The following is an 18,893-nucleotide window of genomic DNA, read 5'->3' on the forward strand; positions in this document are numbered from 1 at the left end:
CCTAAAGTTTTTGGTAATAGATAATACGATCTGCCATGTTCTTATTGAAAAGATCTGTATTTGGGATCAAATCTGCATGCCCAACATAAAGTCTCCCATGAGTATTTAAGATTTTATGAAACCTTTGAATTGTTTTGAGACGATAAGTGGCATCAAAATAAATCATCATATTCCGTGAAAACACAATATCAAAAGTACCCAGATTTAAAAAGTTTTCATCAAAAATATTCATCTGTCTAAATTCGCATTCAGGTAATAATCTTTTTTTTATCTTAAAATCATTGCCGACTACGTCAAAAAACTTGCTTTTGAGATTATCATTTAAACGATGTAAAGACCTTGAAGAGTAAAGACCTTGCAGGCTTTTTTCAATTGCATCAGAATTAATATCAATCCCATAAATTTTAATTTGATTTAAATTTAAACCCATTTCATAGGCAAGCATTCCAATTGAATAAACTTCTTCTCCACTTGAACATGGGGCTGAAAGAATTCGAATGTTTTTTTGTAAAGTTTTAGCAAAGCCTATTGCTCCTTCAAGTTGAAGCAATTCTCTATAGAAATAAGTTTCATTCACTGTGATAAGATTCAGAGTCTCTTGTCTTAGGAGATGATCGCTTAAAATTTTGTCATTAAGCGCCTTGAAACTGCTGATATGATGAACTTGTGCAAAATTTCCCAATCTTTCTTTGATAACTTCTTGTTTGGGTCTTAAATCAACTCCTGAAGTTTTTTTAATTGTATCAATGAATTCAATTAAACCTGATTCATCATCCGGCAAGGGAGTTGGAATTGATTTTTTATCTTTGGTAATTTCTTTTTCTTTTTTTCTAAAAAACATACAAAAATCTCTCTAGCCTTGCTTTAATATCATCTAAATGCAAAATATTCAAGTTAGGATTGATTTCTTTAGCTTTTTTTGGCATTCCATAGACAATTGCACTTGCTTCACTCTCAGCCATACATGTTGCGCCTGCCTTATAGAGTTCCCACAATCCTTGTGCTCCATCATCTCCAATCCCTGTTAAAAGTATGGCTAAAATATTTGTAAAACTACAAACATTAACACCGGATTGAAATAAGACATTAATATTGGGGTTATAAATACTTTGTATTTCTTGTGGAGCTATTGCAAGAGGAGATTCGGGCATTAAGGCAGAAGTTTTATCACAAATAAAAATACCCCCACTCAAATATTGTTTTTGTGAAATTTCAATGACTTCCATATTCATTTCGCGTCCAAATTGTGCAACAAAATAGGGAATAAACACTGTATTCATATGTTGAGCTATCACGATAGGTATCCCTTGATTGGGGATACCCCTTAAAAGTTTGTTAAGATGTCCCGGACCTCCCGTAGAAGCCCCTATCAATACAAGCTTGGAAGTTTTCAAGTCTTAAACTCTGCTAATTTATTGTTAAGAATTTCAGTCATTTTATTAAGATGTTCAGCTACGCTTGCAATTTCTTCAACACTCCTTGCATTTTCTGTAGAAATATCATTAATCCCTGAAACTCCTTGAATAACACTTTCAATACCCTTTCCGGTATCAATATAATTATCAACTGTCTTGTCAGCTGTTGCGATTGCTCCACTCATGATCTTATTCATGCTTACAATTTTATTTTGGACTTCACTGGAAATATGAGTAAGTTCCTCAATTTTTTGAGAATTTTCATTCATTTGTCCGCTAACATCTGATATTTCTTGAACAATCACATTGATGGTTGAATTAATTTCAGTTAAACTTTTTTGCGTTCTTTCTGCTAAGTTTCTTACCTCATCAGCCACAACAGCAAAACCTCTTCCATGTTCGCCTGCCCGTGCCGCCTCAATAGCCGCATTAAGCGCTAACAAATTAGTCTGATCGGCAATATCATCAATAATATAAAGAATAGATTTAACATCATCGGCATTTTTGCTGAGACGCTCTATCTTGATAGCAAGCTCTGATTCTGTTTTTGCAGATGCAACAATCTGATTAGAAAGATTCTCAATAGCTTCATTTGCAGTTTGCACATGTTCTCTAGCTTCTTGCAAATCTCTTTTGCTATCCTGAGCAACCCCTATGGATACATCCATTTCATCTTTTATAGACTTGCTTTTTCCCGTTACATTTGCGACAATATTAGTAGATTCCTCTACTCTATTTCCGGTTTGCAATGAAGTAGAGCTTAACTCATGGGCTATAGATGAATTTTCACTGGAGAGCTGTTTGGCTTCCACAATCAACACCCTTACTTTTTCAATAAAGTCATTAATAGCAGCACTTGCTTGGGCTACCTCATCTTTCCCTTTAATTTCAAGCTTCCCGGTAAGATCGCCATCTCCGCCAGAAAGATTTCTCGCTCGCACAATGAGACTCTTGAGGGGATTAATAATACTATGGCGGATATAGAAGAAAGAAGCCAAAATAATAACTAACACAACAACTATAGCAATAATAAGGAATTTTATAGAACCGTTATCAATTTTTTGACCAATTTCATCTTGAACTTTTTGTATAGATGCTTTGATATCGCCAACATAAGCTGTTATGACAACAATATAACCGGCATCTCTATCAATTTGAGCATAGGCAATTTTTTTCTCCGGCACTCCTCCGGCAACCTTAGGCATCTTGTATTCAATAAACCCTCCACCTTTTTTTGCCGCCTCAATAAACCCTTTAATATAGGCAATACCATCAACAGACACAGCACTAATAGCGTTTTTACCTTGCATCTCCGGGTTGATTGGATCAAACAAAACTATTCCGTTAGATTTAATAATTAAAGGATAAGTTGTATTTTTACTATCATTAACGCTTTGTAATATTTGTATAATATCTTTTTCTAAATACCCTATTCTCCCATCTCTCGCATAAGCTTGATACATGACATGTGTAGCCTGGTCAATAATATCATAAGCATCTTTTAATTGTTGCTTTCTCTCATCAATAGCAGTTTTATCAAGTTTTTCTATCAAAAAACTTTCAACTTCATCATTCAGACGAAAAGAACTAAAAACAATAATCGCTGTTACCAATATCATTGATACAAATAATATACTCAATATACGCGAAGCTATTGTCATAAATACTCCTTAGACTTAAATTAATTTCAAAAGAGAAAATCAGACAACATATTAGCTATATTTAAATAAAAACATTCTAAAAAATTAAATTAATGAGCATAATAAATATACACTAAATTCACTATCAATCTAAAACTTTATATAAAATTAAAAATAGATATTCCAAAAATTAAAAACGATAAGCAACCCTTACATTATAAGTTGCATTGCCTTGTATATCAAAATCAACATCAGGGGTAATCACCCAATTTTTAGGCTTATACTTGCTTGTAAAAAACCATGCAAATCCCCAACCAATTGCACTCCCTACAAGTACCTGCCAAACGCTATGCTTTCTGGCATAAACTCTTGAGGCATCTGTAAGGGCTGCCAACACAATCACAGGGATAGCAGGCTTCCAACCATATCGATAAAATACAAAACCGGCTGCGCTAAATGCCCCTCCCGCATGCCCACTGGGCATCCCTTTGTAATCTTCACAACAAGGTCGTTTTGCAAAGGCGATATTATGTCCATTTTTATGAGCAGCATAAAATCCCCATTTGATACCTTCTATCACGCCTTGAGTAACCAAACTCCCCAAAGCAAGCTCACCAAAACCACGATAATCTTCCATCCCCAAAGAAACAACTCCTACAAATACAGGCAACAATCTAAATACATCACCAAACCGCTCAAAATTATCTTTTGCTACTATTTGCCCTGTTGTAATTGTCCAAAAAAATATTCCGGCTAGTATCCATTTTTTCATCTTCATTCCTTTGTTATACAAAATTATATAAAAAATCCTGATAAAAACTGATTTCATTTTTTAAATGGCATGTTATTTTAATAAAATATAAAGCTAGAAATCATTATGATAATTATTATTAATATAAAAATATAATTAAGGATTTTATAAAATGAATAAGTATTTTTTATTAATTGGTTTATTATTTAGTTTTTCGGAAACTAAAGATACTAAAATTTTATCAAAATATTATTATTTACCTCCAATTACTGTGTTAGGCAACAAAGTAGATACTTATAATTTAGGGGGAGGAGGAAGTATAGATAAAAAATTTATTGAAGAGTTTCCCTCAGGAAATGGCGATATCACCAGTCTTTTAAAAATCAATCCTAATGTTCAGTTTAGCAATACCCAACAAAGTTCCAAAATTCCGGGAGAAATTGATCCTGTAAATATTTCTATCAATGGAGGGCTTTATTATCAAAATCTCTTTAGCATTGATGGGATAAACATCAACAATGATCTTGATCCCGTCTCCAATAATCCCAATAGCATTACAAATATTCCGGGACGTTCTCAAGGAATTGCAATTGATTCTTCAAATATTGATACAATCAATGTTTATGATAGTAATATTTCTGCCAAATATGGAGGATTTGAAGGTGGGGTAGTAGATATGCGCACCAAATCGCCCTCTAAAGATTTTCAAACAAAAATTTCCTATCAAACCACCGGTTCTGCACAAACAAAATATCATATTTATCCTTCCCAACAAGAAGATTTTCTAGAATCTTACACCCAAAATGCGCAACCGGAATTTTCGAAGCAAATCATTCGCGCACAGGCTTCTATGTATATTACGAAAAATTTTGGACTTTTTGGAAGCTTTTCAAATACCTATGCAAACATTCCCTTAAAAGGTTATAGACCCGCTTATACCCATCCGGTTGATAAACTTTATAAAGATAATTATAGAAATATTTCTAACTATTACCTCAAAGCATATTACAATCCCATGCAAGATCTTTATATACAAGCAAATATTTCGTATTCTCCCCAAGATAATCACTATTTTATCCAGAGTTCTAAAAATTCAGAATTCTCTATTCTCTCAGGAGGACTTTTGGCAAATCTCAAAACAACCTATCAATTCAAATGGGCAGAGTTTGGTAATTCTATTAATTTTAGCAATTTAACAAATTCCAGAAGAAGCCTAGAGAACGTCTATAGAAGCTGGTATTACTCAAGTGAAAAAAACTATTCCGGAGACCCAAAACAAAGCAGCGCTGAAGGGGGTTGGGGAAACATTGATGAAATCCAAAGAAAACTTGATTTTAAATCCTATCTTGATTTTGAAGAATTTAATTTATACAAAACTTCTCACAATATCTCAACGGGAATAGACTTAAATTACACAAATGCCTATTATCAAAGGCTTCAAGATACCTTTAGCGCATCTTCATTGAGTACTATAGCAAGCCTAAGTGATATTTGTGCAGAATCAGAATTTTGCTCCAATGCTCCTGCATATGCTTATAATCCAAAAACAAAAACTTATTCTGACAATAATTATGGGCAATTTTTTAAACTTATTAGCCTTTACCAAAAAGGTAAAATTAATTTAGATAATTTTGCCTATGGTGCGTATTTAGAAGATGACATGACTCTATGGAGAATGCATCTTCGAGTGGGGATAAGGCTAGATGGAGACACTTATATGCAAAAACTTACCCTTGCCCCAAGAATAGCTTTGCGTTACGATGTGCTAGCCAATCATCACACTAATATTATTCTAGGCTACAACAGATATTATGGACGCAATCTTTTTGCTTATGCCCTCTATGATGGCAGAAGCGCACTCCAAGAAAGCTATCTGCGAACCAAAGCTACGCAAGATTGGAGAAATGGCGCTCTTACGACCTACAAAAATAACACAAAATTTCAAAAACTCAAAGTTCCCTATAATGATGAATATGTTGGGGGTATTGCTCAAAAATTCTGGTATTTAGAAAGTAGTTTTAAATATGTCCATAGAGAAGGCAAAGATGAGATTATTCGTGTCAATAGTCTCACAGCCAAACTTCCTGCTGATCCAAACTATGGCTCAGGTTCTAAAAGCACTCTTTATTATACATATTTGAATAAAGGTCAAACCCGATCAGATATTTTTACTCTAAGCATTTCAAATTTTAAACCGCTAAAATTTCTTAACACTCTCCATTCTGTTCTTTTTGCTCTCGATTATAGCAGTGTTAAAAGAGGCTATAATGATTATCAAAGTGCTCTCAATACGATTCAATATCAAGACTCTGATATTTTATTTGACAATAAAATAATCAAATATGCTCTCCTCCCCGCAAATAATTTTAACAAACCCTGGACAGGCAGACTCACCACTATCAGCCAATTTAAAATTCTAAACTTTTTATTTACTTGGACAAATTTTTTACGCTATCGCTCCGGTTATCAGGCTATTGTTTCTATTGGAAAAAAACCCTTGGAAGATGGGAAGAATATAGATGAATATAAAACTTTTGATTTTCATAACGCTTTTAATTGGGATACGCGAATGGGAGTCAAAGCAAAATTAGGGAGTAAAAATACTTTATTCCTCAATCTGGACGTTTTTAATCTTTTGGATAATATCAATATTGCTCAAGCAAGTGTTGTGCGTGCCAAAGATGGCACTACTACATCTATCCCCACCTATGAAACCGGACGATCTTTTTGGATAGAAATGGGATATGAATTTTGAAATGCCTTATTTGTATTATTCTAAGCGCATACACTGTTTATGGATTGCCAAATGACATTAATAAAATTAAAGAAATGTATCAAAAACCTTCTCAGTATTGGGAAAAACCATTTGTTGATACCTATATTATTTATGAAGAACTCGCACCATTGCCCAAAATACCACCATTTCCGAAAGATAACCCCTACACAAAATCAAAAGCACAATTAGGGGAAAAATTATTCAACGATCCTATTTTGTCATTATCAGGACAAATTTCTTGTGCAAATTGCCATAAAAAAGAATTTGCTTATAGTGATAATAAAAAAGTCTCTTATGGGCACAACCATCAAAAAGGAAAAAGAAAATCACCAAGCTTAATCATGAGTGGCTTTGGTAAAGAAAAACTCCGGGATGGGAGAGCTAAAAATCTTGAAGAACAAGTGCTATTTCCTATCAAAGACCCCAAAGAAATGGCTTTAAATCTTGATTTATTGCTTCAAAGACTCAATCATATGCCTAAATATCAAAAAGAATTTCAAGCCGTCTTTGGCAAACCCACTATCACTCTCCAAGCAATTACTCAAGCTATTGCCACCTACGAAAGGACACTTTTACCAAATCCCACACGTTTTGATCAATTTTTGCAAGGATCAAAAAATGCTCTCAATGATGAAGAAATATGGGGATTACATCTCTTTCGAACCAAAGCAAGATGTATGAATTGCCACTATGGCATTAGTTTGAGTGATCAAAAATATCATAATTTAGGTCTCACTTATTATGGAAGAAAATATGAAGATTTAGGAAGATATGAAGTAACAAAAAATCCTCAAGATATCGGATCGTTTAAAACACCTTCCTTAAGACAAATCTCTAGAACATCACCCTATATGCACAATGGATTATTCCCTACAATAAGGGGCATCTTAAATGCCTATAATGCAGGAATGTTTCACCCCAAACCCCTCCCCAACCAAAATAATCTTTTTTTTCCAAAAACATCACCCCTGCTTCAAAAACTCAATCTCAATCCTGATGAAATTAAAGCTATAGAAGCATTTCTTAAAACCCTTTAGCCCAAAAATTTAAAAAATAATTTTTATCAATATTTTGCTAAAATGCGATATTTAAAAGGCAAAAAATGGAAATTTTTAAAAATCCTGCAATATTAAGTAATATTTTATTGCTATTTTCAATTTCATTTTTAATTTCACTAATAGGCGTGATAAGCATGAAATTTTTGTCAAAAAAATTTCATATCTTCATAGATAAAGCCGATAGCAACAAACCTCAAAGAATCCACATTGCCCATACTTCCAGAGCCGGAGGTGTAGGTATTTTTTTAGCTTTTTGTCTTATATTTTTTGCCGGAGATTATTTGAGTTTGAATCTATACTTTTTCATAGCATTTACAATCGTTTTTATCAGTGGATTATCAGAAGACTTCTCAGCATCTCTTAGCCCTAAAACCAGACTTTTAATACAGCTTTTAGGCGTATGTATAGGGATTTTTGGAGTCGGGGCAGTCATCACTGATTTATCTCCAATCATAAAATTACCTTATTTTCTTGGAATTGCTTTTAGTCTTTTTGGAATTATAGGGGTCTGCAATGCTATTAATATTATTGATGGACTCAATGGACTGGCAGGAGGTATTTGCATCATGGCATTTACAGCTATTGGCATAGCCGGCTTTATTGTAAAAGCAGATTTTATCCTCCTTGCCAGTATTATTGGAGCAGGTGGGGTCATGGGATTTATTATACTTAATTTCCCAAAAGGAAAAATTTTTCTAGGCGATGGGGGGGCATACATGTTAGGTTTTATCCTCGCAATTCTTTTATCTGTGCTAACTCAAAAAAACACTTATGTATCAACATGGTTTGGATTGACGATAATGATTTATCCTGTGTGGGAAGTGCTATTTTCAATTTATCGTAGAAAAATCAAACGCAATCTATCCCCTATGCAACCTGATAGAATGCATTTGCATATGCTTTTGCATAAAAGAGTTTTTAAGAATAATCCCTTGAGTTCTGCAATAATTTGGCTTTTTAATCTTCCATTTATGATCCTTGGTGTTATTTTTATGCACAGAGCATGGGTTCTTATGGGAATCTGCATCGTATTTATCATAATCTATATGATTATTTATCGTCGTTTAGTGAAATTTAAATTTTTTTAATCTATTAAAGTTATTTCTTATTATTAGATAATTTTATTTATTCTTTTTTCAATCTTATAATCTTGGCATTCATAATTCTAATCTCTGCAACAGAAATAATCTGCACTCAAAATTCTGCAATTATCCCGGAAAACTCACCAAAACTCTAAAACCTTGTTTGGCAAAAACTATTACTACAAAGTAAAAATTGGGATTGGCTTAAATAATTTTAATTATATTTATATAAAATAATATTTTTTTAAAATCTATTAAAAACTAAATTTATTAGAGAAAATATTGATAAGTTATATAAAGATTTAGCAAAAAAAGTTATAATAAGCATAAAAATATAAAGGGTTTATGCAATGAAAACCCTTATGATAACAAGCAATCAGCTTCCTTAAAATATTTAAAATCACGCCGCAGAATTACAGAATGGAAAAATGATGAAAGATCGTCTTCTAGAAAATATTGTCTCTTTATTATCATCTAAAAATATGCCACATAATCAACTTATTGCAATCTTTAATAGCGAGGATAAATAATGCCTCGAACACAAAATTTAAACAATATACTCAAACCCAATGAAATGCCTTTTTTTTGGGGAGCTGTAGGTCGCCCTGAATTGCCCTCTAAAATACGACTTATTTATGCTATAGGTTGGTTTGTTGCTCTCATGGCCGGGGGATTGCAAAATAATCTTACTATTGCTAATATTAATGAGATCCAAGGCTTTTTAGGAATCACTCCTACACAAGGAGCTATTATTACTTCTTGTTATTATATGGGGTATGCTTGGACAAGTGTAGTGCTTTTTAAAATGCGCCAGCATTTTGGCATGAAAATATTTTTTGGTATTGTAATGGCGATTTTACTAACAGCACATGGGTTACAAATGTTTCATGATACATTTTATGTTGCTGCTACCAGCCGTCTTTTAAATGGACTTGTAGGGAGTGGGCTTTCTACACTTTGTGCTTATTTTGCTCTACAGATGCTCCCTACTTCCAAAAAATATCTGGCTATGTGCGTAAGTGTTGGCTTAATGCAAGTAGGTTCTCCGGCTGCAAGATGGCTTGAACCCTATTTGATGCTTAATGAGAATGCGCATATGACTGTATTTATTGATGTTGGAACGACTCTTTTTGTATTGGGCGCTTACTTGGCAATAGAATTGCCTCCTTCTCAAATAGGCAAGTCTTTTTCAAAAAAAGATATTCCCTCTATTGCTCTTTATGCAAGTGGGACAGCAATTTTTTGTTTGATTTTTAGTATTGGAAATATTGTTTGGTGGAACCAGGCATGGATAGCCTATGGTTTATGTATAGGGCTTATTTGCCTAATATCTTTTTTTATCATAGAAATCAATCGAAAAAAACCACTCATTAATTTCTCTTTTGTAGGTTCATTTCAAGTGATTAAACTTGCGCTTGCAGGTGCTTTTGCTCGTATGTGTTTAGCCGAGCAAACAACAGGGGCAACAGGATTGTTTCGGGATGTCTTGGGCTATACAGATTATCAATTGGTGCATTATTATGGAATCATTACCCTTGGAGCATTATTTGGAGGGATATTTTGTATAGCTATTATGAGTTATAAACGTATTTCTTTGCTTTTGGTTCTTTCTTTTGCCATGCTCATAACAGGTTCTTTTGCTTCTACAAATCTTTCTCTTTTTATCATGCCCAGTCATTTGTACCTTTCACAATTTGTCATCGCTGCTGCAAGTGTTATCTTTATAGGTCCTTTGTTTGCAGAAGGAATGGCTATTGCCATGCCTAGGGGAACAGGATATGTATTGACTTTTATTGGAATATTTAGTTTTTCACAAAGTGTCTTTGGCTTATTGGGCTCTGCATTGATTGGTTATTTTATAAAATTCCGTACTCTTGAACATCTTCAAAACCTCATCAACCGATCGCCGGACACAATGGCAATAGTACAAAATTCCACAAATCTTTCAGCCCGGCTTATAAAAGAAGCCGGGGTACTTGCTTATGGCGATTTGTTTTTTACAGTTGGATGGGTAGGATTTGGAATTTTTATTTTGCTTGCGCTCCATTGGCTATATTATGTATTTTTAAGAGCTACCCCTATTGATCGTGAACTCAAAATTATTGGACGCAGAAATGTAGTTGCCAATCTCAAAACAAAAACTCTTTTAGAACAAATGCAAAAAGAAGGTCTTCATATTGATAAAGAACAATAAATCATTGCATGATTCAACACGAAAGGATTTTATATGCCATTTCTAAAATCTTGGACACCTAAAAAACCAAGTTTAATAGTAAGTATTTCTACAGGTATCATTGCTATTTTTGGAGTCTTAGCTATTTTATATGCATGGGAATTACCTCCCTTTTTTAGAAATGTTGTAAGCACCAATGATGCTTATGTCGAGTCTAAAACAACACTTATTTCACCCAGAGTAAGTGGCTATGTTACACAAATATATGTCAAGGATTATAGTGTTGTCAAACAAGGTGATCCTATTTTGCAAATCGATAAAAGGATCTTTGTCCAAAAAGTCAATGAAGCCCAAGCAAATTTACAAATTGCCCAAGCTGCACTTGCAAGCTACGATCAAAATTACCAATTGCGTCAAGCCAATGTTGATGAACAAAAAGCAATCATTGCTACCAATGAAGCAACTCTTGAGAATGCAGCAAGCCAAAATTCACGTGTAGCAAAACTTGTCAAAAAAGGCTCTGTCAGTGCAAGAGAATATGAAGACACCCAAACAGATCTAAAGAAAGCAAAATATGCACTTATACAATCCCAAGCGCAATATCACAAAGCATTAGAAGAATTAAAGGCATATCAGGTCAATAAATCTGCCCTTGAAGCAGAAGTCAAGCGTGCGGATGCGCTTTTGGAACTTGCTAAAATTGATTTAGATTATTCGCTTATCAAAGCTCCTATTGATGGAAAACTTGGTGAAATAGGGACAAGACTTGGACAATTTCTTTCCCAAGGAACGCCTATTGTTTTTTTGGTCCCCAAACTGAGATGGATACAAGCCAACCTCAAAGAAACCAAAATGAAAAATGTCCGTATAGGTCAAAAAGCTACTTTTAGTGTTGATGCACTAGGGGGGAGCATTCTTCAAGGAACGATAGAAAAAATATCGCCCGCTACAGGAAGTGAATTTAGCGCCATAAAAGTCAATAACGCTACAGGAAACTTCATCAAAGTTGTCCAAAGAATCCCTGTGCGTATCAAAATAAATGACGATAATCCCCATGCACAGGATTTAAAACCCGGAATGAGTGTCGTGGTTACTATCCACACAAAAAAGGATTAACGGATGAAATATCATCATTTTTACTGGGCAATAGGAATAGGATTTTTACTCTGTGGGTGTATGCCAAAAATTCCTGAATTACCTAAAGATAGTGAAATAACAATCAAACTTGATGGTAAAGCAAATGAAGAAATAAACAAAAATTGGTGGAAAAATTTTAATGATGAAAATTTATTATTTTTAATTCAAAAAGCACGCAATTACAATAGCGATATTCAAATTTCAAAAACACGCATACAAGCTGCTATGGGGGCTTTAAAAATTGCTAAATCCACTTTATTTCCAAGTTTCACACTAAATATGAGTCCTCAATACACTCAAAACATGCTGACACCTATTTTTGGATTTACAACCCCTATTGGAATGATAGACCCCACACTTAATATTGCTTATAATTTTGACATATTTGGCAAAAATACAAATGAGCGCAAAAGCAAACTGTATCAAACTCAAGCCATTATTGCACAAAGCTATGGCGCAAAATTATCCATTGATGCGACTGTGGCAAAAACTTATATTAATTTAGTTGCCCTCAATGATCATCTGGCACTACTTAAAGATATTCTCAAAGTCCGCAAAATAGAATTAGAAATTGCTCAAAGCAAAACAAATGTAGGCTATATTAGCGAATATGACAAGCTCCAAGCAAGCATTCAATATGAAGCTGCAAAAGCCAAAATATCCCCAACCCAACTTGCCATCACAAAAGCACAAAATGCCATGGAAGAGCTTACAGGTATTCAAGCAAGCCATTTGAGAATAACCCAAAGCCTTAAAATGCTAAAAGAACCTTCTCTTCCTAAAAAAATACCTTCTTCAATTCTAAGAAACAGACCCGATATTGCTTATGCTGAATTTGAATTGGCTGCGAGTAGCGCTACCCTTGCAAAAGCTAGAAAAAACTTTTTGCCTGATTTTAATCTGGTTGCTAATATTGGGGGGGCTCTTTTTTCTAATTTTCTCGGTATTTCCGGAGGACTTGCAACAGGCGCAATAGGTGTCAGTATCCTAACCCCTTTATTTGAAGGGAATAAACTTAAAGGAGAATTTGCTATAGCAAATGCCAAAAGAGATGAGGCTGCCTATACTTACAAAAAAATCGTCTTAAATGCTTATAAAGAAATCAAAAATACACAAGCCGGCATAGAATGGTTAAAACACCAACAAATTTCCCTAAATGCAGAATACCAAGCAGCAATTCAAACTCTTGATTATGCAAAAAATCGATATACCGACGGATATTCTTCTTATCTTGAAGTTATAGGGGCAAAACACTCTTTGTTAGGACTTGAAGAACAAATTATTAATCTCAAAACATCTTATCTTGAATCTCTTATCAATCTTTATCAGGCGCTTGGAAGTGGGTTTAAGACAGAAGAAGTTAAAATACCAAGTAAAAATAACAAAAAGAAATGATAAATATTACCAAATATTAAAATACCAATAATTCCCTTTTTAATTTATTAAGTGCATCAATTTGTTTTTTGAGTGCATCAATTTGGTCATTAATTTGATAAAACAAAGACATATTAAGATCTTGGGGCATATCTTGAGAGCCTCTTTTAATCATAATATAATCAACTAGAGTAATTTTTGCCATATTCAATAAAATTTGAATCTCATCTCGAATAGATTCAATATTTCTAAAAATTTCATCTATTTTTTCAAACATCTTACTTCCTACCGAATCCCCGCACTAATAAGGGCATGCAAATGGATAGCACCTTGTATGGTTTTGTTGGTATCAGTAATTACAAGAAATTGTATTTTATTTTTTTCAATATATTTGAGTGTTTCTACAGCCAACCAGTCAGAATTTTCACAATATTTTGGATTCATTGAAGCATAATTTTTTACCGGATACTCCAGACTAAAGTCTTTTTTCATCATCGCTCTTCGCAAATCCCCATCACTAAGCACGCCCACAAGCTTATCATTTTCAGCAAGAATAGCATTTCCCAATCTTGCTTCACTCATTTTAATAATAGCTTCTTTAAGTGTTATATCGGGGCTTATAATAGGAAGATTTTCTGTTTGCATCAAATCTTTAACCTTTACAAAAAGCCTTTTACCCAAACTTCCTCCAGGATGAAATGAAGCAAAATCCCCTTCTTTGAAACCTCTTTTTTTCATCAAACAAACTGCCAAAGCATCTCCTAATGCAAGCGTTAAAGTAGTCGAGCTTGTAGGAGCAGCATTTAAAGGACATGCCTCTTGAGAAATAGGAATAGGAATAAAATAATCGCCCATTTTTGAAACAGAACTTTTGGCATTTTTACTCATCGTAATAATCCCTCTGCTGAGTCTCTTTAGGTGAGACATAATAGCAATCAATTCTTGGCTTTCTCCACTATAGCTAATAGCAAGAATAACATCTTCCTTGCCCACCATACCCAAATCACCATGCATAGCCTCTGTTGGATGCAAAAAAAAACTTGGTGTGCCTGTACTTGCAAATGTAGCTGCGATCTTAGCGCCTATTAACCCACTTTTACCTACTCCACAAACAATCAATTTTCCTTTTGCTCCCATAATCAAATCAATTATTTCATGCCATAAAATATCTTTAGATTTTATAGCAGCTTGATTCAACTCTCTTGCTTCGATTTCAAGCACTTCTTTGGCAATATTAGCAAAATCCATACAAACTCCTAAGATAAAAATACGTTTGTTACAATAGCAGGATATTTTTTTAATCTTTTAAATAAAATTTTTCGTGCAATATTCCTTATTTCATTCTCTAAAGTTCTTTGATTCTCTAAAACTTCTTTTTTGACTGTTTTTATATACATTTCTAAGGCATTTTCGATTTCTTTTGAAAGTTCTTTTTCTTCCTTAGGGCTTACAATTCCCAGTGTAGTTATTTTAGTATTTTTAAGAATCTTTTGTTCTCCGGCAGAAACAAATATCATCAACATAGCAATCCCGCAATCTGCCAAAGCCTGTCTATCTAAAACCACATTATTATCAATCTGTCTATTGATTTGATTGTCAATATAGGTTTTACCGCTTTTTATAGTGCGTACTTTGCGGATATAGCTTGGATTAACTTCAATTTGATCGCCATCCTCCATCAAATAAATATTTTTTTCCAATACCCCACACTTAATGGCAGTATCTCTATGTTTAGCAACATGATTATATTCTCCATGAACAGGGAGGAAAAATTTTGGCTTGATCAAACGCAGCATAAGTTTTTGCTCTTCTTGAGCTGCATGCCCACTCACATGAATCTCACTAAAATCCTGGTAGGCAACTTTTGCGCCTGCTTTCATTAAAAAATTAAGCACCTTAGAAACCGATCCTTCATTACCGGGAATAGCCTTAGCAGAAATAATAATCATATCTGTAGGTTTGATTTTAATATGCCTGTGTTCATCTGTCGCCATTCGATACAGTGCACTCATTGTTTCTCCTTGACTACCTGTAGTTACAATCAAAATTTCCTCATCAGGATATTTCATGACCTCATGTGCTTCAATAAAAATATTATGAGGTAAATCAATATAGCCCAATTCCCTTGCAATATCAAGATTTTTTTCCATCGATCGTCCAATGACAGCTACTTTTCTATTATATTTAATCCCATAGGTAATAGCCTGATACACACGATGAATATTAGAAGAAAATGTACTCATAATCACTCTTCCCTCTGCGGTTTTAAATAGCGTATCAAAAGTAGGACCCACGCTTGCTTCACTTGCAGTAACTCCTAATTTATGGGAGTTTGTAGAATCACTTAAAAGCAACATAACTCCCTCTTCACCATAATGAGCTAAACGATGCAAATCAGTAGGTAAATTATCAATAGGGGTATGATCGATTTTAAAATCTCCGGTATGGATAATAATACCTGCTTCTGTCCTGATTGCCAATGCAGAGGCATCGATGATAGAATGGGTAATATGTATCCATTCTATTTCAAAATCTCCTATTTTGATAGGGTGACGCTTTTCTACTATTTTAAAAAATGAACGAAACTTTTTTAATCCATGTTCATCAAATTTATTTCCTATCATTCCTAATGCTAAAGGAGTACCATATAAAGGAAATTGCATTTGTTTATACAAATAAGGCACCGCCCCAATATGGTCTTCGTGTGCATGTGTGATGACAACCCCTGCAATCTTGTCCTTGATAACATGCAAATAGCTAAAATCCGGGACTAAAATATCTACACCATGCATATTTTCTTCAGGAAAACTCATTCCGACATCTATGATAATCGCGGATTCTTCTGTTTCCATAATCATCATATTCCCACCTATTTCACCCAACCCCCCCAAAGGCGTAATACGAACCTTGGCTTTAGTGTTAAGATTGAGTTTATAATGAGGATTGAGACTATTTTTTTGAATACGAGTATTGGCTTCTACTCCTTTCTTGAGATCTTTATGAAATCCCAAATTTCCCTTTTCATTCACACTTTGAATATCACGAACACCATCTTTAGAATCTTGAGTTGCATTTTGTGAAGGATTGGTGCTGACATTTTTATTTTTTCCTACCCATTTTCTAGGTTTTTGATATTGATTTTGCGTTGGTGTTTCATTGCTTTCTTGTTGAGGTTTTTTAAATCTTGGCTTAAAAAATCTTCTTTTTTGTCCTTCTCCATTTGAGGGGCTTGAAGTCTGATTAGTATTGTTATCATTATTTTCCATAGTTTTCTACCTTTAAATTATTGAATATTTGGTGATAAGTTGGCGTTGATATTTCATGTGCTCTTACATTCATTTTAATGCAAAGTTTTTCAAATAAATCCTCTAAAATTTGCTTATTGTATCTGCTTGAAAGGTTGTTTATCAACTTCTTTCTAGGAGAACAAAAAGCAATTTTGAGCATTTCTTCAAAATTATTTTCCAGCAAATCCCGGTTTTTTCTCATTCTAAATACCGATGAGATTACTTTAGGGATGGGATTAAATGCTTCTTGTGGGACATCAAACAATATTTGGGCTGCTCCAAGAGTTTGGGTTATCACACTCAAAGCACAAAAATTGCTATCCCCACTTTGAGCACAAAATTTTTGAGCAACTTCTTTTTGAGTCATCACTACAAAACCCCTACATTTAGAATCTCGCAACACTCGCAACAATATATTAGAAGCAATATAATAAGGCAAATTAGAAATCAAAACATAATCTTGATTATCCAACCACCCATGGGTATTAGACAACTCTAGCACATCTTGGGGAACAAGCATCAATCTCCCCGAATCTATCAAACTGCTGTATTTTTGCACAAGAAAAGAACACAAATCCTTATCAACTTCATAAGCTTTTAATTGATAAAATTTAAGCAACTCGTCTGTTAAATCACCCAAGCCAACCCCAATTTCTATAAGTTTCTCACCACAAAATACTTTGGGAATGGATTGGACAATTTTATGTATATACACAGAATCCTTTAAAAAATTCTGTCCGAATTTCTTTTTGGCTTTGTGTCGGATAATTTATCTCCTAAATTTTACTCAAATTCTATCCATTTTTTTGTTATTTGTAAATAGTGAAGTTAAGGTAGGAAATACTATAATAATTACCATAATTTTGGAGATAATAATGAGTAACTTCGCAAAACGTATCATTCCTTGCTTAGACATTGATAATGGCAAAGTTGTAAAAGGTGTTAATTTTGTTGGACTCAAAGATATGGGGAGTCCATCTGAAATGGCAAAAAAGTATAACGATGGGGGAGCTGATGAACTTGTCTTGCTGGATATCAGCGCAACGCACCAAAATCGGAACACAATGATAGATGTTGTAACTTCTGTAGCCAAAGTAACTTTTATCCCACTAACAGTAGGGGGAGGGATAAAAAATCTTCAAGATATTTCTCAACTTCTGTGTGCAGGGGCTGATAAAATTAGCCTCAATAGTGCTGCGGTTAAAAATCCTAATTTAATTACTGATGGAGCAAAAAAATTTGGCACACAATGCATTGTGGTTGCTATTGATATCAAAAAGCATCCTCAAAAACCCAATAAATGGGAAGTATATGTGCAAGGAGGAAGAGAAAATACACATAAAGATATGTGTGAATGGGTAAAAGAAGTTTATGATAGAGGGGCAGGAGAGATTCTTTTGACAAGCATGGATACAGACGGAACTCAATCCGGCTATGATACAAATGCCCTTCAAACAATTAACTTGCTTACGGATATCCCTATTATCGCTAGCGGTGGTGCAGGTCAAAAGAAACATATTTTAGAAATTTTTAAACTTGAAATTGCAGATGCTGCACTTGCGGCAAGTATTTTTCACTTTGAGAGCATCTCAATTGGCGATCTTAAAAATTATCTCCACAGACATCACATTCCAATAAGACTCTAGGGATCATAGATGTTTATTTGTGCAGGAAACATTGAAAATTTTAGCTTTGCCAAACCTATTGGCATTGGTTTGATTGAAAGCGCTATCAATTTAAGTAAAATTTGTTCTTATGAATGTGTAAATCATCTTATTTTTGTAGGCACAGCAGGTGCATACACTTACAAAATTAAGCCTTTTGAAATTTATCGAAGCACAAAAGCTACACAAATTGAAATGAGTTATGTCCAACAAAACTCTTATAGCGCTATTGATAATCAAATTGAAATAGCCACTCAAAAAGTTTCACGTGAAACAAATATTGCCGTCAATTCAAGTAATTACATCCATACCGATATGGAATTTTCAAATAAAATGGTTCAAGCAGGGATTTTTCTTGAAAATATGGAATTCTTTTCTATTTTGAAAACAGCACAAATGTTTGATATAGAATGTTATGGTATTTTTTGTGTTACAAATTATTGCGATGCAAATGCACATGAAGATTTTCTAAAAAATCATCAAAAAGCCAAAATAAAACTTGAAAAATTTATTAGAGAAAACTACACACTATGAGG

General features: G+C 33.9%; 16 protein-coding genes. 8 read left to right on the plus strand and 8 right to left on the minus strand.

Annotation, left to right across the window (positions count from 1 at the left end; genetic code table 11):
• Position 1 precedes the first annotated feature (1 nt).
• From BKH45_RS02675 to BKH45_RS02690, 4 genes are all read right to left on the minus strand, one after another.
• Complete coding sequence (locus BKH45_RS02675) at positions 2–841, minus strand: protein-glutamate O-methyltransferase CheR (protein ID WP_095273932.1); 840 nt, start codon at positions 839–841, stop codon at positions 2–4.
• Positions 831–1,394, minus strand: coding sequence for a CheB methylesterase domain-containing protein (locus BKH45_RS02680; RefSeq protein WP_095273933.1), 564 nt, complete (start codon positions 1,392–1,394; stop codon positions 831–833). The genes BKH45_RS02675 and BKH45_RS02680 overlap by 11 nt, the downstream gene beginning before the upstream one ends.
• Complete coding sequence (locus BKH45_RS02685; protein WP_095273934.1) at positions 1,391–3,076, minus strand: methyl-accepting chemotaxis protein; 1,686 nt, start codon at positions 3,074–3,076, stop codon at positions 1,391–1,393. The genes BKH45_RS02680 and BKH45_RS02685 overlap by 4 nt, the downstream gene beginning before the upstream one ends.
• 169 nt (positions 3,077–3,245) lie before the next feature.
• Complete coding sequence (locus tag BKH45_RS02690) at positions 3,246–3,827, minus strand: phosphatase PAP2 family protein (RefSeq protein WP_257874480.1); 582 nt, start codon at positions 3,825–3,827, stop codon at positions 3,246–3,248.
• A 151-nt stretch (positions 3,828–3,978) separates the two neighbouring features.
• On the opposite strand from BKH45_RS02690, the gene BKH45_RS02695 reads away from it, so the two are divergent.
• The 6 genes from BKH45_RS02695 to BKH45_RS02720 all read left to right on the plus strand — a co-directional run bounded on the left by BKH45_RS02695 (position 3,979) and on the right by BKH45_RS02720 (position 13,427).
• Positions 3,979–6,561, plus strand: a complete 2,583-nt coding sequence (locus tag BKH45_RS02695) for a TonB-dependent receptor plug domain-containing protein (RefSeq protein ID WP_095273936.1) — start codon at positions 3,979–3,981, stop codon at positions 6,559–6,561.
• Entirely contained in the window at positions 6,558–7,619 is a 1,062-nt protein-coding gene (locus BKH45_RS02700) for a cytochrome c peroxidase (protein ID WP_257874481.1), read from the plus strand. Before BKH45_RS02695 ends, BKH45_RS02700 begins: the two co-directional genes overlap by 4 nt.
• Positions 7,620–7,684: 65 nt before the next feature.
• Positions 7,685–8,728: an MraY family glycosyltransferase gene (locus BKH45_RS02705; protein WP_095273937.1), complete on the plus strand. Its 1,044-nt coding sequence runs from the start codon at positions 7,685–7,687 to the stop codon at positions 8,726–8,728.
• 523 nt (positions 8,729–9,251) lie between these two features.
• Entirely contained in the window at positions 9,252–10,916 is a 1,665-nt protein-coding gene (locus BKH45_RS02710) for an MFS transporter (RefSeq protein WP_095273938.1), read from the plus strand.
• A 33-nt stretch (positions 10,917–10,949) separates the two neighbouring features.
• Positions 10,950–12,011, plus strand: a complete 1,062-nt coding sequence (locus BKH45_RS02715; RefSeq protein ID WP_095273939.1) for an HlyD family secretion protein — start codon at positions 10,950–10,952, stop codon at positions 12,009–12,011.
• Between the two features lie 3 nt (positions 12,012–12,014).
• Positions 12,015–13,427: an efflux transporter outer membrane subunit gene (locus BKH45_RS02720; protein WP_095273940.1), complete on the plus strand. Its 1,413-nt coding sequence runs from the start codon at positions 12,015–12,017 to the stop codon at positions 13,425–13,427.
• 16 nt (positions 13,428–13,443) lie between these two features.
• Here BKH45_RS02720 and BKH45_RS02725 read toward each other — a convergent pair whose 3' ends face one another.
• The 4 genes from BKH45_RS02725 to rsmA are packed head-to-tail and all read right to left on the minus strand — an operon-like array spanning position 13,444 to position 17,462.
• A complete protein-coding gene (locus BKH45_RS02725) occupies positions 13,444–13,683 on the minus strand; it encodes a DUF2443 family protein (protein ID WP_095273941.1) in 240 nt (79 codons plus the stop codon).
• An 8-nt stretch (positions 13,684–13,691) separates the two neighbouring features.
• Positions 13,692–14,654: a KpsF/GutQ family sugar-phosphate isomerase gene (locus BKH45_RS02730; protein WP_095273942.1), complete on the minus strand. Its 963-nt coding sequence runs from the start codon at positions 14,652–14,654 to the stop codon at positions 13,692–13,694.
• An 8-nt stretch (positions 14,655–14,662) separates the two neighbouring features.
• Positions 14,663–16,672: a ribonuclease J gene (locus tag BKH45_RS02735; protein WP_095273943.1), complete on the minus strand. Its 2,010-nt coding sequence runs from the start codon at positions 16,670–16,672 to the stop codon at positions 14,663–14,665.
• Positions 16,662–17,462 (minus strand): rRNA adenine dimethyltransferase family protein, encoded by an 801-nt coding sequence (gene rsmA / locus BKH45_RS02740; protein WP_343286789.1) that lies wholly within the window; start codon positions 17,460–17,462, stop codon positions 16,662–16,664. The genes BKH45_RS02735 and rsmA overlap by 11 nt, the downstream gene beginning before the upstream one ends.
• 106 nt (positions 17,463–17,568) lie before the next feature.
• On the opposite strand from rsmA, the gene hisF reads away from it, so the two are divergent.
• Together hisF and BKH45_RS02750 are read left to right on the plus strand one after the other, a co-directional pair.
• A complete protein-coding gene (gene hisF / locus BKH45_RS02745; protein ID WP_095273945.1) occupies positions 17,569–18,339 on the plus strand; it encodes an imidazole glycerol phosphate synthase subunit HisF in 771 nt (256 codons plus the stop codon).
• 9 nt (positions 18,340–18,348) lie between these two features.
• Positions 18,349–18,891 (plus strand): purine-nucleoside phosphorylase, encoded by a 543-nt coding sequence (locus tag BKH45_RS02750; RefSeq protein ID WP_095273946.1) that lies wholly within the window; start codon positions 18,349–18,351, stop codon positions 18,889–18,891.
• Positions 18,892–18,893: the final 2 nt, after the last annotated feature.

The sequence above is a fragment of the Helicobacter sp. 11S03491-1 genome, assembly GCF_002272835.1.
Lineage (GTDB): Bacteria > Campylobacterota > Campylobacteria > Campylobacterales > Helicobacteraceae > Helicobacter_J.